The sequence below is a fragment of the Ruegeria sp. HU-ET01832 genome (assembly GCF_040371315.1).
Taxonomy (GTDB): domain Bacteria; phylum Pseudomonadota; class Alphaproteobacteria; order Rhodobacterales; family Rhodobacteraceae; genus Ruegeria; species Ruegeria lacuscaerulensis_A.
This window is the reverse complement of the sequence record NZ_BAABWL010000007.1, coordinates 41,530-56,321: the sequence shown is the minus strand read 5'-3', so window position 1 is coordinate 56,321 and position 14,792 is coordinate 41,530. Positions and strand designations below refer to the sequence as shown.

The following is a 14,792-nucleotide window of genomic DNA, read 5'->3' as shown; positions in this document are numbered from 1 at the left end:
GCGAATGCGTCACGGGATTCTAGCGCTGGTCATGTGGGCGTTCAGCGGGCTGGTCGCACTGGCCGATGGAGAGAAGGCGGGCGTTTTCGACTATTACGTCCTGTCGCTGAGCTGGTCGCCCAACTGGTGTGCCCGCGAAGGTGATGCGCGCGGCTCTGATCAATGCGATGCGCGGCATGATCATGGGTGGATCCTGCACGGGCTTTGGCCGCAATATCATCAAGGCTGGCCGTCTTATTGCCCGACGGTCAAGGCGCCGCCGTCGCGCGCGATGACGCGCGAGATGGCGGATATTCAAGGCACCTCTGGGCTGGCGTGGCACCAGTGGAAGAAGCACGGAACCTGTTCGGGCCTGTCTGCAGCGGACTACTACGCTTTGTCGCGCGCGGCCTATGAGGGCGTCACCCGCCCGCCTGTGTTCCGCAAGCTAGACGGGGCGGTCAAACTGCCCGCCTCGGTGGTGGAAGAGGCGTTTCTAAAGGAAAACCCTGCGCTAGAGCGCGACATGATCACCGTCACCTGCAAACAGGGCTATATCGAAGAGGTCCGCCTTTGCCTGTCCCGCGATCTTGATCCTGTTCCCTGCGGTCGCGACGTGATCCGCGATTGCGCGGCCAAAGACGCACTGTTTGATCCGATTCGTTAGAGTTTGCGGTTCTGGCAATCCCGCGCATAGTCCAGCGCTTTGGCTGTGCCTTTCAGGTCAATCGCCATCACGGTCTGACCTTCGGGGTTGTAGACAGTCATTATCTTGTTCTGCGCAATGGCCTCGACGAAACTGCGGTCGGTAAAGAAAACCGTCGCGCCGGGAACGTCGCGTTGGTTGAAGCCTATGGCGGTGGCGTCGAAACTCTTGCCGTCCAGTTCAAAACGGATCGGATAGCTCTCGCCCTGTTCGATCTCGCCCCAGGCCTTGTTGTAGACGGCGAAATAACCGCGTTTGTCCAACGCGTCATACCCGATACGCACGACCGAGAGATCCTGATAAATCGTCTGGATCAGGCACCCATTCCCAAGCGCAGGGTCCATCATGATGTTCCAACCCTCGACGAAACCCTTGTCGATAAGGTCTTGTGCAAACGCTGTTGTTGTTGTGACTGCCGTTAACAAAAGAGCAAGAAGACGAGGCATTGGTTAAGCTCCTGAAATATGTCGAATAACGGACGCTCGCATTCGGAATCGAGTTGATACCAAAGTCCGGCGCATCTAAAGCGCCAAATGCGCCGAACGTTTCTATCAAATCTTGAGAAGCAGGCGCAATTGTTCCATTTTGTGCGCGATCGGGTAATGCCGGTGGTGGCCGTTGTTCGAGATTAGATGTTTTCACTATTCAGGATCACATGATGAACCGTCAACAGATACGTTTTCTTCGACGTACCTGCACCTCGGTGCAAATTCGGCTGTCCGAGGAAAGCCCCCTTCGTGGAACGTTTGAGCGGGGGGACGAGATCTCGCTTCTAACCGATGGCTCGATCTTTCCTCATGTCGCGCAGCAGCACGAGTGGAATTTCAACGAAACACGCTTCATTGGTCAGGTTTGCGATGCAGCCTCTTACCATCTTATTGATGTCGGGGCGAATGTCGGGCTCTATACGCGGCAGGTGCTGCTCAATTACCAGAACGTGCATTCCGCTTCCTGTTTCGAACCCAGCCCGGACAATGTCGAGCATCTTGCGCGAAATATCGGCGGGATGCCAACTGCGACGGTCCATAACTTCGGTCTGGGAACGACAGATGGTGAGTTGACCTTTTTTACTGACGATGTGAACGGAGGAAATTTTTCGTTCAATGAGAATGCAGTAGCGGGCAGAAACCATCACGTGATCAAAGCCCCGATCCGCAAGATATCGGAGCAGTTGCTTGACGATTGCATGGGGGATGAGGCCCGAAAGCGACGGTTGATTTGGAAATCTGATACCCAAGGTTTGGATGAGGTGCTGATGAGCGAACTTCCACTCGGATTCTGGCAGCGCGTTGATTTGGCGGTGTTCGAAGGGTGGCGGATACCAAAGCCTGAATTCGACGCCCAGGCCTTTGCCGCGGTCCTGAAGGCGTTTGACTTTGTTTATATCATGGGTAGCAGGAACAAAAGACTGCAGCGGACAGACGCGGAACAATGCATGCATTATCTATCCGGTACAGACCGCAGATGGGCCGATGTTTTCCTGTCGAGGCGCGAGCTGTCCTGACCTCTTAACCTGCTATTTAGGTCTGGTATGGTTCGCTAGATCTCCTTGCGCGCCCGCAGCGCTGCCGTGATCGTTCCGTCATCCAGATAATCCAACTCGCCACCAATCGGCACACCCTGAGCGAGTGAGGTCAGGCGCACCTGACCCTCTAGCTGGTCGGCGATGTAATGGGCTGTGGTCTGGCCATCGACGGTGGCGTTCAGGGCGAGGATGACCTCGGTGATCCCTTCTGCAGTGACGCGATCTTTGAGGCGCGGGATGCGCAGTTCGTCCGGGCCGACGCCGTCCAGTGCCGAGAGTGTCCCGCCCAGCACGTGATAGCGGCCTTTGAACACGCCTGCGCGTTCCATCGCCCAGAGGTCGGCTACGTCTTCGACTACGCACAGCTCTCCGGTGGCGCGGGCCTCGGCGTCGCAGATGTCACAAATGTCCGTGGTGCCCACGTTGCCGCAGTTCAAGCATTCGCGGGCGGTGATGGCGACCTGCTGCATGGCGTCCGACAGGGGTGTCAACAGCAGCGCACGTTTGCGGATCAGGTGCAGCACCGCGCGACGGGCCGAGCGGGGCCCAAGCCCCGGCAGTTTGGCCATCAGGTCGATCAGATTGTCGATGTCGCTGTTCGAACTCAACGCGCGTACCCCTGCACAGGGGCCGGGCAGGGTGCCCGGCCTTTGGACCGTCAGGAGTGTCTATCAGAACGGCAGCTTGATGTCTGCGGGCAAACCCATGCTTTCGGTCAGCTTGGCCATCTCTGCCTGCGCGCGTTCGGCGGCTTTGGTCTGCGCGTCCTTGATAGCGGCGAGGATCAGGTCTTCGACGACCTCTTTGTCGTCGCCGTTGAAGATCGAGGGGTCGATGTCCAGACCTTTGAGTTCGCCCTTGGCGGTGGCAGTGGCTTTGACCAGTCCAGCACCGGATTCGCCGACAACCATCAGATTGTTGAGTTCTTCTTGCATGTCGGTCATCTTGGTCTGCAGATCCTGCGCGGATTTCATCATCTTGGCCATATCGCCCAGACCGCCGAGTCCTTTAAGCATTACGTTTTCTCCTGCTAATCGGTTTGTCGCCTAGATACGGACAGCGCCCGTGCGGCACAAGGGGGCAGTGCCCTCCCGCCCGTCGTCGCGGTCTTTTGCAAGACCTCTCCTCCCGTTGGGCCCGGCAGAGCGCGGGCAACGCCCGCGCTCTGCCGGGCCCAAGGCCGCTCAGGGGTATCGGCGTCAGCCGATGGCCCGTGGCGGGCGCGGGAGGGTTAGTCCTCCTCGAACGGGTCCCATTCGTCTTCGACCTCGGGCAGCGCTTCGGTTTCGACCTTGGCGGCGCGTTCTTCGGGGGTTTCGATGCGTTTGATCTTGGCTTTGGGGAATTGAGCCAGCACCGCCTGCACCAGCGGGTGCTGTTCGGCCTCGGCCTTTAGCGCCAGATCGGCGGCATCACGGATTTCCGCGATGGTGGCCGCCTCACCGTTGGCCACGATCGTCACCGCCCACCGATTGCCGGTCCAGCGTTGGAGTGCGGTGCCCATGCGGGCGGCCAGATCGGTTGGGGCTGAGTCTGTTGGCGTGAACTCGATCCGTCCGGGTTGGTACGAAACCAGCCGGACGCCGTTTTCGACCTCAACCAGCAGTTTCACATCCCGGTTGGTGCGGATCAGTTCGACCACATGTTCAAAACTCGGGTATCGGGCCAATGCCGTTTGCACATCCTGCGCCAGTGCGGCCGTGGGCGCTCCGGCCCCGCCGCGAATGGGCGGCGCATAAGTGGAGGCCACCGGGGCCTGCGCGGCGTGTGATGGTGCGGTCATTCCGCCGCCGGGCCCGCCGTTAGGCGGTGGGGGAGGCGCGTCTTGCAACCGTTTGATCAGTTCTTCTGGGCTGGGCAGGTCAGACACATGGGTCAGGCGGATAACGGCCATCTCGGCGGCCATCATGGCGTTGGGCGCGGCTGAGACTTCCTCGAGCGCTTTCAACAACATCTGCCACATGCGGGTCAGGACCCGCATCGGCAGGGCCTCGGCCATTTGCTGACCCCGCGCGCGTTCATCAGGGGAAACGGTCGGGTCTTCAGCGGCATCCGGCGTGATCTTTACCACCGACACCCAATGAGTGATCTCGGCCAGATCGCGCAGCACGGCCAGCGGGTCGGCGCCTTCGGCATATTGCGCGCCAAGTTCGGTCAGCGCCCCGGCGGCATCGCCGCGCAGGATCATGTCCATCAGGTCCAGCACTCGGCCCCGGTCGGCCAGACCCAGCATCGCGCGCACCTGATCGGCGCTGGTTTCCCCGGCGCCGTGTGAAATCGCCTGATCCAGCAGAGAGGTCGCATCGCGGGCTGAACCCTCGGCGGCGCGGGTGATTAGTGCCATCGCGTCTTCGGCGATCTGTGCGCCTTCGGCATCGGCGATCTTGCGCAGCAGGCCGATCATGTCCTCGGGCTCGATCCGTCGCAGGTCAAAGCGCTGACATCGGGATAGGACCGTCACCGGCACTTTGCGAATCTCGGTGGTGGCAAAGATAAACTTCACATGCTCGGGCGGTTCCTCAAGCGTCTTGAGCAGCGCGTTGAAGGCGCTGGTCGACAGCATGTGGACCTCGTCGATGATATAGATCTTATAGCGGGCCGAGGCCGCGCGGTAGCGGACGCTGTCGATGATCTCGCGAATATCGTTCACACCGGTCCGGCTGGCGGCGTCCATCTCCATCACGTCCACATGGCGACCTTCCATGATCGCCACACAATGTTCGCACTGGCCGCAGGGTTCGGTCGTCGGTTTGCCCTCGCCATCGGGGCCGATGCAGTTCATGCCTTTGGCGATGATCCGGGCCGTGGTGGTTTTGCCGGTGCCGCGAATGCCGGTCATGATAAAGGCTTGTGCGATCCGATCCGCCTCGAATGCGTTTTTCAGCGTGCGTACCATGGCGTCCTGACCGACCAGATCGGCGAAGGTTTCCGGGCGGTATTTGCGGGCAAGAACCTGATAGGCGGGGCTGGGCGTGTCGGTCATATCTGCTCTGTCGGATTCGGGTTCCGACGCAGCCTAGAGACCCCCGCCGCCCGCGTCCACCGCCGCCTTGGGGGAAATTCGGTTTGCAGGTCAGTTTGCACAGCATAGAAGCTATGTGAAAAGGAGGCCGGGGATGGAGCCATTTGCAATTCACGTGGTCGAGGTCGGGGCCGGTCATGTCGCGCTGTCGCCGCTGCCGGGGCGCGCGGGGGAGTATGCGCGGGATTTGGATATCATTCGCCGCTGGCGGCCCGATCTTGTGATTTCGATGACCACAAGCTCCGAGATGGAGCAGGCCGGGGCGGGAAAACTGGGAGATGACCTGCACGCCGAGGGCATAACCTGGACGCACCTGCCGATTGAAGATTTTGGCGCGCCGTCGCCGGACACCGAGGCCGCTTGGCCCCGGATCAGCCAGTCTGCCGCGCAAATTCTGGCGCGTGGAGGGCGGGTGCTGGTGCATTGCCGGGGCGGGTGCGGGCGGTCGGGCATGATCGCCCTGCGGCTTATGGTCGAACAGGGCATCGCCTCCGACGCGGCGTTGCGCCGCCTGCGCGCCGTGCGGCCCTGTGCGGTTGAAACCGACGGACAGATGCGTTGGGCAACCTGCGCGCCGGACTGAGTTACAGCGCCAGATGCTGCTGGGGCTGTGCTGGTTGCGCCGGGGCCAGCTCTGACACTTCAAGCATGGCACAGGGCGGCACTGGTAACTGGCCGGCCGGACGGGCCGCAGCAACGGGGCCGAACAGCATATCCGCATAACCATCCAACGCGTCGAGCGAGGCGTCCGTGCTGGTGCCGCAGAAGATGCGAATTTGATCTTTCTGGGCGCGGAATCGGGCGATGCAGCCCTGTGGGCAATGGCCCAGCTCTCCGCTGCCGTCCAATGCGAATTCTTCCGACGTGGCAGGCACCGCGGATTCCATCGCTTGCACAATAGCCCGTGCCATCTGCGCTAAAGCCGGGCAGGTCTTGCCGGTTTTCTGACATAGGGTTGCACTGAATTGATGCGTTTTTGTCTTCCAGATCATAATGCGCCCTCCGCGCGGGGAACGGGGCATGGATCAGGTGTGACAGCGCGCTGACAATCCCGCCCGGACACCCCGCCCGAGTTACAGTTTTGCTTTGATGGCAGGTCTCCTGACTTGCGGGTCATCGCGTTGCCGACCTTCCCAGCCTTGCGGGCCAGTGGTATTTCGGCATTGCTCACCGCTTACAGTTGCGGGGGCAGTCGCGGCATTGGATCGTTCCGGCATGACCGGGCAGAACCGCACCGTGTTCCCTTTTCATCTTGTCCCGACACGGGACAAGAACCATCACGCCATCGCTAGCGGTTGAGCGGGCTTTGAGTCAAGCGGGCGCGCGCGCAAAGTGGACGTGTGGTCATCTTGATGCGCCCTTGACTCAGCCCGGCCAAAGAAGTGGGGATAAGGGGTGAACCGAACAGTTCAGATCAGGTGAGCAACGCTATGCTGGATGATACACCCCCCGTCCTGACCGAGGATTTTCGGTTTTCTGCCGGTTCGGCAATGCTGTCGGCACGCCTGTACCGGCCCGTGACCGATCCCAAAGTCGCCGTGGTTATACATGGTGCGACCGGTGTCCCGAGGGATTACTATCAGCATTTCGCGCATTGGCTGGCAGCGGATCAGGGGATCGCCTGCCTGACCTACGACTATCGTGACTTTGGCCACTCACTGACCGGACTACTGCAGGAATCGCGAGTAAAGATGGCGGATTGGGCGCTGACCGACATGCCCGCCGCCAGAGCGGAAATGCGCCAGCGTTACCCACACGCAGAACACTGGAGCATAGGGCACTCGGTCGGAGGGATGCTGGGGCCAATACAACCTGATATCGACCATATAGATCGCATGATCTGTGTGTGTTCGGGGCTGGTGACAATCAGTGATCACCCTTGGCCTTATCGCGCGCTGGCGTCCTTGTTCTGGTATGGACATGTTCCGCTGGCAGTAAAAACCGTTGGATACCTGCCAGGAAAGGCAGTGGGATTTGGGGCCGACCTGCCTGCACCGGTTTACTGGCAGTGGCGTAAGTGGTGCACGGCGCCCCAAAACTATCTGCCTGAAATCGGAAAAACGCTACCAGCCGCAACCTGGGCAGAGAAAGGCAAACCGGTCGATCTGTTCACTTTCGAGGACGACCAGATGGTTCCGCCCGAAGCCGTTTGGCGGTTGGCAGATCTGTACGGCTCCAGCGCTCGGCGTCATGTACTGTCACCGCAGGAATTCGGACTGAAGGACATTGGCCATATCGGCGCGTTCGCGCGTCGCAACGCGTCCCTATGGCCGCGCTTGATCGCATAAGTGCTGCGCGTCTAAACCGGTCAAAACTGTCGGGGGATGAAGTGAGAGGTTGGACATCGACCCAAGCGGGGCTCGTTGTGGCTGCTTCCTTCCGGACCTGACCAGGTTGGCGAGGCGCTCGCCCGCGCCAACCTCTCAACGGTGGATATAGGCATTTGGTTCATGCTTGGCAACCCGTCAGAGGGAGAGCAGAATATTCAGAAAACCTTTCGCATCCGGACCGATGACTTTGGCGCGATAGCGTGCCAGTTCTTCCAGATGTTGGTCAGCGGCCGCTCCGGTTTTCACAAGCGCATGGGCACCGGGTATGGGTGACAACCGAAAAGGCTGGGACGCCTCTTCCAAAGGGTCCATCGGTAAGACGCCCGACAGGTAATCCCGTAAAACATGCTGAATCGGAAGGATTGGCAGAGGAATTCGGGTCGCGTTTTCGGCAAACGGGAAATTCCCGCCTCCGTTGGCGCGATAGTTGTTCAACGCGACAACAAAGCGCTGATCTGCGTCGATAGGGCGGCCGTTGAATCGCAATTCGCGAACCCGATGGCTGTTGGGATGAAGTATTGCGCCACCTGCGTCGAACCGCGCCGGAGATGCTAGATCTAGTGCGTAAGTTAGCCCGTGCAGCACGTCAAAATTATGTCCGGCGCGATTCGTATCCACAAGGTCCGATTGTTCATTCGGGCGCATCTGGTTCAGCACGCCAGCGGACATTTCCAGCCAATCCCTGATTTCAGTGCCCGAGACAATGACGGCCTGCATCTCGTTCGGAAACACGTTCAGGTCGGCAACATGGCGCGTACATATCTGCCCGGGTGGGATATCGGTGAAAAACCGAGGTCCTGCACGACCGCCGAATTTCGACGGTGCAACTGCCGACAAGACGGGTAGCCCCGCATTGGCAGTTCCCTGCATATGCTGCCGCAATGCTGCGGCTTGCGCGGCAGCCACAAGCGCCAGACCGCGATCCCAGGCGCAAAAGCTGAAATAGCTGTGCAGATGATGCGACGTGTGTCCAACGGGCGTGTTGCACTGCGCGCGAGTTTCGCGGTGCGCCTTGGCAAAAATCCGCGACAGTTCGGGGTCTTCCGGAACCTCAGCGCCAACAAAGTCGGGTGCGATTGCCTTCAGGTGTGAACGGTGCGTTTCTACATGCCATTTTCCGTCGTCACCAAGTTTCATCGTCAGGTCAATCACACCAAGATGCGACCCTGCACTGCCCGGCATGACAGCCGGCTTGCCGTGCACTTGACCTTTGGCACTGTCCACGAATGCAAACCCTTCATGCGACGCGCCCGGCAAAGTTAGATGTGAATGTCCCGCTATGATCGCATCGATCGGTCCGATGGCCGCAAGGGGAATCACGGCGTTTTCCAGATTCGGCTCCGGTTGCACGGTGCCAATCCCGGAATGCGCCAGCGCGATCACAAGATCGCAGCCAGCGGCCTTCAGCTCTTGCGACACGTGTCGTGCCGTGGACAGGATATCGTCGATGCGGACCTTTTGCTCTAGCCGGTGCGCCTCCCAGTTCGCAGTTTGCGGCGGCAGGGCTGAAAAAACGCCGATTTTGATCGGATATTCGCGGTCTCCGGCTTTCATGGTTCGGCTTAGCACTGCCTGCCTGCTCCAAGCACCGGGGCGGTCCAACCGGTGCGCGTTGCTGCATAAGACAGGGCAGTGGGATTGGCGCAGGATACGGTCCAGAACCTGCAAGCCGAAGCCGAAATCATGGTTTCCCAATCCGATGGCATCGTAATCCAGCGCTTCGAAAGCCTCCATCAGAGGATGACGGGTTTGGGTTTGTGTTTCGGCCCATTCCCCAATAGGCGTTCCCTGTAGTGAGTCCCCGTTATCCAGCAAGATGGTCATGGCATCTTTGGCCTCGGTTCGAGCTTGCCGGATCAGTGTGGCTGTACGGGTAAACCCAATCATGGGTTCCGGCGCATCCCGATAATAGTCAAACCCGGTCACATTCATATGTAGATCCGAGGTTCCCAAAATCCTGATCGTTGCGCTTAGAGAGGAAGGGGGATGTTGCAATACTCTACTTTTAGACGTTTTTGGTTAACCTATTTCAACAAAAAGAGTATTTGACGCAAGTTTCAAGGCAGAGTTTGAGTTGATCACATTGTCTCCTCAATTTCCCACGAGGCAGAAATGTCGTTGCAACGATCCGGCGCTCGTGGCAGCCCTGTGCCGACAACCTGAAGGGATTGCAATGAAATACGCGGAAACCGTGACGTTTGGCGGGTCGGGACTGGATCGCGCAGCACATCTGCGCAACGATCCCGAGGGGCTTGCGCAAGTCGCAAACGACCCGGATGCAAGATGCCTTATGTTGTGGCGCGGTAAGGTGCTGGTCGAGGGCGAAGCTCTGGATCGGCTGGCGTTGCTGCCGCTGACGCACGATCTGTTGCGCAATGGACCGGGCGGAATTGTTGAAGAACCAGTCTTTCTAGGTATTTCGGATCACGTTCCGCTGTTCGCTTTGGACATCTCGGGGTGGGACGCCGAGGGGCTGGACCTCTCCGAGGTTGGGGCATTCTTCGACCGTTCCCAGCAACAGCACCCCGCGTTGTCCATCGGGCATGTTTTTGTCGAATTGCGTCGGATCATGACCCGTCTGAACCCTCGGGATGCGGAGCTGGCGGCAACAGCCAAGGCGGTGATCGGCTGGCACGAGACGCACCGTTTCTGCGCCCGCTGCGGTGCCGCCAGTGATTTGGCGCAGGCGGGATGGCAGCGCAGCTGTCCGTCTTGCGGGGGTCAGCATTTCCCGCGCACGGACCCGGTTGTCATCATGCTGATCACGCATGGAGATTCGGTGCTGATGGGGCGGTCTCCAGGTTGGCCGGACGGGATGTATTCCCTGCTTGCGGGCTTTGTCGAACCCGGTGAAACGCTCGAGGCCGCCGTGCGCCGAGAAGTGATGGAAGAGGCCGGAGTACCTGTCGGAGCAGTCACTTATCTGTCCAGCCAACCCTGGCCCTTTCCCGCGTCGCTGATGTTTGGGTGTGCAGGTCTGGCGCTGTCACGCGATATTACAATCGACCCGATTGAAATCGAAGATGCCATCTGGGTCAGCAAGTCGGAAATGATGCAGGCCTTTGCTGGTGAACATCCGACATTGATGCCTGCGCGGAAGGGTGCCATCGCGCATTTTCTTTTGCAGCACTGGCTGGCGGATACGCTGGATTGACAGAATATTGGGGAATCAAAGGTAAGAGCCTCGGACACCATGCAATTCACAGCACATGAAGATATCGACGCACCCATCAACGCAGTGTTTGAAATGGTCGCTGATTTTGAACGTTTTGAGCGTATGGCAATGCGTCGCGGGATCGAAGTCAGACGCCTTTCGGGTCACATGGGTGTTGTGCCGGGCACCACATGGCAGGCGGATTTCAAGCTTCGTGGCAAGCCGCGTCGCGTCTCTATCGAGATGACCGAGTGTGATCCGCCAGCAAGGATGCAGTTCAACGCGGCAGGAAAGGGCGTAAGTGGTACGACGACGGTTGACTTCCTGGCCTTATCGCAACGCCGAACCCGGTTGAGTGTGGACCTGAGTCTGGCTGCAAAATCATTGCCTGCACGCCTGTTCCTGCAGTCTATCAGACTGGGAAAGTCACGCTTCAAACGACGTTTCCAATCACGGCTCAGCGAGTTCTCGAGAGAGATAGAAGAACGATATCATCACGGCTGAAACACCGATAACAAACGTTCATCTGCCTGACTAACCGCGCGGTTGCGCTGCCGGGTAAACGCCCAGAACTTCGACATTGGTGGTAAAGTGCTGCAGCTCGTCCATCGCCAGTTGCACGTTGCGGTCATCTGGATGGCCAACGATATCAGCGTAGAACTGGGTCGCCGTAAAGGATCCGTCGACCATATAGCTTTCCAGTTTGGTCATGTTGATACCGTTGGTCGCAAATCCGCCCATCGCCTTGTAAAGCGCCGCCGGAATATTCCGGACCTGAAAGACGAAGCTGGTGATCATCCCATTTTCGCCGCGCCGAGCGTCGTCCGCTTCGCGTGACATCACCAGAAAACGAGTGGTGTTGTCGTCGTTATCCTCGATATGGCGGGCCAGAACGTCCAAGCCGTAGATCTCTCCGGCCAATTCGCTGGCCAACGCCGCCGAGTGAACCTCGCCCTGTTCGGACACTTCGCGCGCGGCGCGGGCATTGTCTGGGCTGACGCGGCCACGGATGCCGTGTTGTTTCAGGAAGCCCGCGCATTGTGGCAGCAAGACTAGATGGGAATGCGCCTCGGTAACATCCTCCAGCGTCGCACCCGGAACGGCCAACAAGTTGATATGCACCCGCACGAAGGCCTCGTCGATAATGTGCAGCCCGCTATGGGGCAGCAAGCGGTGAATATCGGCCACTCGGCCGTAGGTCGTATTCTCAACCGGCAACATCGCAAGTTCGGCTTCACCTGACCGAACCGATTCGATCACATCCTCGAAGGTACGGCAGGGCAGGGCCTCCATATCGGGGCGCGCGTTGCGGCAAGCCTCGTGGCTATAGGCGCCGGGTTCCCCCTGAAATGCGATACGTTTGGTCATTTGGTCGATTCCGTGCAACAAGTTCCAAGATTGGGCGTTTAGTCGCGGTGTCTATACCTTGCCTCTTGTCAGGGGAAGCCTTAGACACCCCCAAGACAGCTAAATGGACTCGCGATCAATGTTCGACACGATGACAGTTACCAAGGCCGCCGCAGGCCTGTTTGGCACCTTCCTGGTGCTGCTTCTGGCCAAATGGGCCGCCGAAGGCCTGTACCATGCCGATGGTCATGGCGAGACGGCCTCTTACATCATTGAAACCGAAAGCTCTGGTGAAAGCGCCAACGCCGAAGAAGTGGTGTTCGAAGACCTGCTGGCCGCCGCCGATCCGGAAAAAGGCGCACGCGTTTTCCGCAAATGCACCGCTTGCCACAAACTGGAAGACGGAGCCAACGGAACCGGACCCTACCTTTACGCCGTTGTTGACCGCCCTGTTGCATCGGCCAAGGGTTTCAACGGCTATTCGGCTTCGATGCAAGCGCATGGTGGCAACTGGACACCAGAAGCACTGGATGCATTCCTCGAGCGCCCAAGTGCTTACATCTCGGGCACTTCGATGAGCTTTGCGGGTTTGAAAAAACCGCAAGAGCGCGCTGACCTGATTGCCTATCTGCAGACAATCGGCAACTGATCCAGTCCTTGGATATTCCAAAAATTGAAAGCCGCTGCTTTGTGCAGCGGCTTTTTTTTGTCTAAACAGAACTTCACAAAGCGCTCACGCATTCTAAACTTGAATCTGTCAGCGCTGGCCTTTTAGCCTTCGCGTACGAAAATAAAGACGACAACGATCCAGAGGATGAGCCACATGACACCCCTCCTGCCTGCACTGCGCGTTTCGAATATGCGACCTTGGGCGGCAGCATTGGGAATAGCGCTTGTTATGGGGGCAAGCAGCGGGGTCAGCGCCGCAGAAGAAAATGTGACGCGCAGCCATGGGTACTCTTATTTTGGTAATCTGGACTACCCGGCGGATTATCCGCATCTGGGTTATGTGAATCCCGAAGCCCCGAAGGGTGGCGAGCTGTCGCTGGCTGGATCAGGCACGTTCGACTCTCTGAACCCGTATTCGCGCAAAGGGCGTGCCGGTGCATTGACGACCCTGCAGTACGACTCGTTGATCGACAGCACCTCGGATAGTGTGGGTCAATACTATGGCCTGCTTGCGGAAAGTATGGAATATGACGAAGGCCGCAACTACGTGATCTTTCACATCCGGCCCGAAGCGACATTCTGGGACGGATCGCCAGTAACTGCCGAAGATGTGGTCTATAGCCACCGGCTGTTTATCGAACAGGGTCTTCCATCTTATGCGCAGGCCGTTGGCCGGATGGTCACCGGTGCCGAAGCATTGGATGATCATACGGTCAAGTTTACGTTCAGTCCCGAAGTGACACGGCGTGGGTTGATCGAAACGGTTGGCTCGACACCGGTGTTTTCGAAAGCGTGGTTCGAGGCCGATGAGAGCCGCCGCCTGGACGAACCGCGGCTTGAAGTTGCAGTTGGGTCGGGGCCGTACAAGCTGGATAGCTATGACATTAACCGCCGCATCGTTTACAAGCGGCGCGACGATTATTGGGGGCAGGATTTGCCGATCAATGTCGGGCGCAACAACTACGACACCATTCGGGTCGAGTATTTCGCCGACCAGACCGCCGCGTTCGAAGGGTTCAAGGCCGGCGAATATACAATGCGCATCGAAAGCGACCCCAAGCTTTGGGCTTCGGGATATGACTTTCCAAAGCTGACCCAAGGGTCGGTCGTTCGTGACGAGATTACGGATGGCAGCCCGCCGACGCCATCCGGTTTCGTGTTCAATCTGGGAAAGCCGCAGTTCGAGGATAAGAATGTCCGCAAAGCCATAGCGCTGGCCTTCAATTTCGAATGGGCCAATGAATCGCTGATGTTCGGTCTCAATTCACCGCGCAGCTCGTTTGTGCAGGGTACTCATCTCGAAGCGACAGGCGCACCAGAAGGGGCTGAGCTTGCCTTCCTCGAGGCGCTGGGCGACGTTGTGCCGGCCGAAGTCCTGAGCGAACCTGCCTTGGTTACTCATGAATCCAATTCGGCGCGCCTGAATGATCGTCGAAATCTGCGCAAGGCTTCGAAGTTGCTGGACGAGGCCGGTTGGCCGGTTGGTGACGGCAATCTGCGGCGCAACGCTGAAGGGCAGACGCTGAAGGTTAACATCCCTTACGCCTCAAGCATTCCCACATCGACGGCCACGATGATCGAGACTTTCGTTCAGAACCTGCAGGCGATTGGCGTGGATGCCTCGGCCGAGAAGGTCGATCCGTCACAGTTCACACTGCGCCGTCGTGAGCGCGACTACGACATGGTTTATTCGAACCGGTATGGGTCGTTTTTGTCGACGGGCGGCGGTCTTAGCCAGATGTACGGTTCGGAAGAAGCCGCCTTTAGCCTGTTCAACCCAGCGGGTTTGGCCAGTCCTTTGGTTGACGCGGTCATCGAATCCTCCTTCGATACGACAAATCAGGAAGAACAAGACGCAGCACTTATGGCATTGGACCGTGTCCTGAGGTATGAGTTCTTTATCATCCCTGACGGTTATGTCGCGGACTACTGGACGGCTTACTACGACATGTACGAATACCCTGAAAACCTGCCGCCTTTCACGCTCGGTTATCTGGATCTTTGGTGGGTAAACCCTGAAAAAGAGGCTGACCTGAAGGCAAAAGGCGCACTGCGTTAAC

At 58.6% G+C, this 14,792-nt stretch carries 15 protein-coding genes, 1 other RNA gene and 1 riboswitch; of the genes, 8 read left to right on the top strand and 8 right to left on the bottom strand.

The window, feature by feature from the left end:
- The first annotated feature begins 4 nt into the window (after window positions 1-4).
- Window positions 5-646, top strand: coding sequence for a ribonuclease T2 family protein (locus tag ABWV79_RS19100; protein WP_170355338.1), 642 nt, complete (start codon window positions 5-7; stop codon window positions 644-646).
- Here ABWV79_RS19100 and ABWV79_RS19095 read toward each other — a convergent pair.
- On the bottom strand, window positions 643-1,131 hold the full coding sequence (locus ABWV79_RS19095) for a hypothetical protein (RefSeq protein ID WP_170355337.1): 489 nt from the start codon (window positions 1,129-1,131) through the stop codon (window positions 643-645). The two genes, ABWV79_RS19100 and ABWV79_RS19095, sit on opposite strands and share 4 nt — an antisense overlap.
- 212 nt (window positions 1,132-1,343) lie before the next feature.
- On the opposite strand from ABWV79_RS19095, the gene ABWV79_RS19090 reads away from it, so the two are divergent.
- Complete coding sequence (locus ABWV79_RS19090; protein ID WP_353393966.1) at window positions 1,344-2,189, top strand: FkbM family methyltransferase; 846 nt, start codon at window positions 1,344-1,346, stop codon at window positions 2,187-2,189.
- Between the two features lie 35 nt (window positions 2,190-2,224).
- On the opposite strand, the gene recR is transcribed toward ABWV79_RS19090, so the two are convergent.
- The 3 genes from recR to ABWV79_RS19075 all read right to left on the bottom strand — a co-directional run bounded on the left by recR (window position 2,225) and on the right by ABWV79_RS19075 (window position 5,193).
- Window positions 2,225-2,818, bottom strand: coding sequence for a recombination mediator RecR (gene recR, locus ABWV79_RS19085; RefSeq protein ID WP_170355335.1), 594 nt, complete (start codon window positions 2,816-2,818; stop codon window positions 2,225-2,227).
- Between the two features lie 63 nt (window positions 2,819-2,881).
- Window positions 2,882-3,226: a YbaB/EbfC family nucleoid-associated protein gene (locus ABWV79_RS19080; protein WP_170355334.1), complete on the bottom strand. Its 345-nt coding sequence runs from the start codon at window positions 3,224-3,226 to the stop codon at window positions 2,882-2,884.
- 215 nt (window positions 3,227-3,441) lie between these two features.
- Complete coding sequence (locus ABWV79_RS19075) at window positions 3,442-5,193, bottom strand: DNA polymerase III subunit gamma/tau (protein ID WP_502949870.1); 1,752 nt, start codon at window positions 5,191-5,193, stop codon at window positions 3,442-3,444.
- A 133-nt stretch (window positions 5,194-5,326) separates the two neighbouring features.
- Here ABWV79_RS19075 and ABWV79_RS19070 point away from each other — a divergent pair, with 133 nt between their 5' ends.
- Window positions 5,327-5,815, top strand: a complete 489-nt coding sequence (locus tag ABWV79_RS19070) for a protein-tyrosine phosphatase family protein (RefSeq protein ID WP_353393962.1) — start codon at window positions 5,327-5,329, stop codon at window positions 5,813-5,815.
- Window position 5,816: 1 nt separating this feature from the next.
- Here ABWV79_RS19070 and ABWV79_RS19065 read toward each other — a convergent pair whose 3' ends face one another.
- Complete coding sequence (locus ABWV79_RS19065) at window positions 5,817-6,224, bottom strand: hypothetical protein (protein WP_170355331.1); 408 nt, start codon at window positions 6,222-6,224, stop codon at window positions 5,817-5,819.
- An 82-nt stretch (window positions 6,225-6,306) separates the two neighbouring features.
- Window positions 6,307-6,526, bottom strand: a riboswitch (cobalamin riboswitch).
- Between the two features lie 136 nt (window positions 6,527-6,662).
- On the opposite strand from ABWV79_RS19065, the gene ABWV79_RS19060 reads away from it, so the two are divergent.
- The gene (locus ABWV79_RS19060; RefSeq protein ID WP_353393960.1) at window positions 6,663-7,520 is read left to right on the top strand and encodes an alpha/beta hydrolase family protein; all 858 of its coding nucleotides are present in this window, start codon (window positions 6,663-6,665) and stop codon (window positions 7,518-7,520) included.
- Between the two features lie 39 nt (window positions 7,521-7,559).
- Here the strand turns inward: ABWV79_RS19060 and ffs are convergent.
- Together ffs and ABWV79_RS19050 are read right to left on the bottom strand one after the other, a co-directional pair.
- Window positions 7,560-7,658: signal recognition particle sRNA small type (ffs, locus tag ABWV79_RS19055), an RNA gene on the bottom strand.
- Between the two features lie 39 nt (window positions 7,659-7,697).
- Window positions 7,698-9,557 carry a bifunctional 2',3'-cyclic-nucleotide 2'-phosphodiesterase/3'-nucleotidase gene (locus ABWV79_RS19050; protein ID WP_353393958.1) on the bottom strand — a complete coding sequence of 620 codons (1,860 nt, stop codon included), beginning with the start codon at window positions 9,555-9,557 and terminating at the stop codon, window positions 7,698-7,700.
- A gap of 178 nt (window positions 9,558-9,735) precedes the next feature.
- On the opposite strand from ABWV79_RS19050, the gene nudC reads away from it, so the two are divergent.
- Window positions 9,736-10,716 carry an NAD(+) diphosphatase gene (gene nudC, locus ABWV79_RS19045; protein ID WP_170724535.1) on the top strand — a complete coding sequence of 327 codons (981 nt, stop codon included), beginning with the start codon at window positions 9,736-9,738 and terminating at the stop codon, window positions 10,714-10,716.
- Between the two features lie 39 nt (window positions 10,717-10,755).
- Complete coding sequence (locus ABWV79_RS19040; protein WP_170724534.1) at window positions 10,756-11,220, top strand: SRPBCC family protein; 465 nt, start codon at window positions 10,756-10,758, stop codon at window positions 11,218-11,220.
- A 30-nt stretch (window positions 11,221-11,250) separates the two neighbouring features.
- Here ABWV79_RS19040 and ABWV79_RS19035 read toward each other — a convergent pair whose 3' ends face one another.
- Window positions 11,251-12,084 (bottom strand): prephenate dehydratase, encoded by an 834-nt coding sequence (locus tag ABWV79_RS19035; RefSeq protein ID WP_170754465.1) that lies wholly within the window; start codon window positions 12,082-12,084, stop codon window positions 11,251-11,253.
- A gap of 118 nt (window positions 12,085-12,202) precedes the next feature.
- Between ABWV79_RS19035 and ABWV79_RS19030 the strand changes: the two genes are divergently transcribed.
- Both ABWV79_RS19030 and ABWV79_RS19025 read left to right on the top strand, forming a co-directional pair.
- Window positions 12,203-12,712 (top strand): c-type cytochrome, encoded by a 510-nt coding sequence (locus ABWV79_RS19030; protein WP_353394261.1) that lies wholly within the window; start codon window positions 12,203-12,205, stop codon window positions 12,710-12,712.
- Between the two features lie 174 nt (window positions 12,713-12,886).
- Complete coding sequence (locus ABWV79_RS19025) at window positions 12,887-14,791, top strand: extracellular solute-binding protein (protein WP_353393955.1); 1,905 nt, start codon at window positions 12,887-12,889, stop codon at window positions 14,789-14,791.
- Window position 14,792: the final 1 nt, after the last annotated feature.

Bases quoted from the DNA above. Each gene is read 5' to 3' on its own strand.
- ABWV79_RS19080 (WP_170355334.1), bottom strand. From the start codon at position 3,226: ATGCTTAAAGGACTCGGCGGTCTGGGCGATATGGCCAAGATGATGAAA.
- nudC (WP_170724535.1), top strand. From the start codon at position 9,736: ATGAAATACGCGGAAACCGTGACGTTTGGCGGGTCGGGACTGGATCGC.
- ABWV79_RS19060 (WP_353393960.1), top strand. From the start codon at position 6,663: ATGCTGGATGATACACCCCCCGTCCTGACCGAGGATTTTCGGTTTTCT.
- ABWV79_RS19095 (WP_170355337.1), bottom strand. From the start codon at position 1,131: ATGCCTCGTCTTCTTGCTCTTTTGTTAACGGCAGTCACAACAACAACA.
- ABWV79_RS19065 (WP_170355331.1), bottom strand. From the start codon at position 6,224: ATGATCTGGAAGACAAAAACGCATCAATTCAGTGCAACCCTATGTCAG.
- ABWV79_RS19025 (WP_353393955.1), top strand. From the start codon at position 12,887: ATGACACCCCTCCTGCCTGCACTGCGCGTTTCGAATATGCGACCTTGG.
- ABWV79_RS19090 (WP_353393966.1), top strand. From the start codon at position 1,344: ATGAACCGTCAACAGATACGTTTTCTTCGACGTACCTGCACCTCGGTG.
- ABWV79_RS19040 (WP_170724534.1), top strand. From the start codon at position 10,756: ATGCAATTCACAGCACATGAAGATATCGACGCACCCATCAACGCAGTG.
- ABWV79_RS19075 (WP_502949870.1), bottom strand. From the start codon at position 5,193: ATGACCGACACGCCCAGCCCCGCCTATCAGGTTCTTGCCCGCAAATAC.
- ABWV79_RS19035 (WP_170754465.1), bottom strand. From the start codon at position 12,084: ATGACCAAACGTATCGCATTTCAGGGGGAACCCGGCGCCTATAGCCAC.
- ABWV79_RS19070 (WP_353393962.1), top strand. From the start codon at position 5,327: ATGGAGCCATTTGCAATTCACGTGGTCGAGGTCGGGGCCGGTCATGTC.
- ABWV79_RS19030 (WP_353394261.1), top strand. From the start codon at position 12,203: ATGTTCGACACGATGACAGTTACCAAGGCCGCCGCAGGCCTGTTTGGC.
- ABWV79_RS19100 (WP_170355338.1), top strand. From the start codon at position 5: ATGCGTCACGGGATTCTAGCGCTGGTCATGTGGGCGTTCAGCGGGCTG.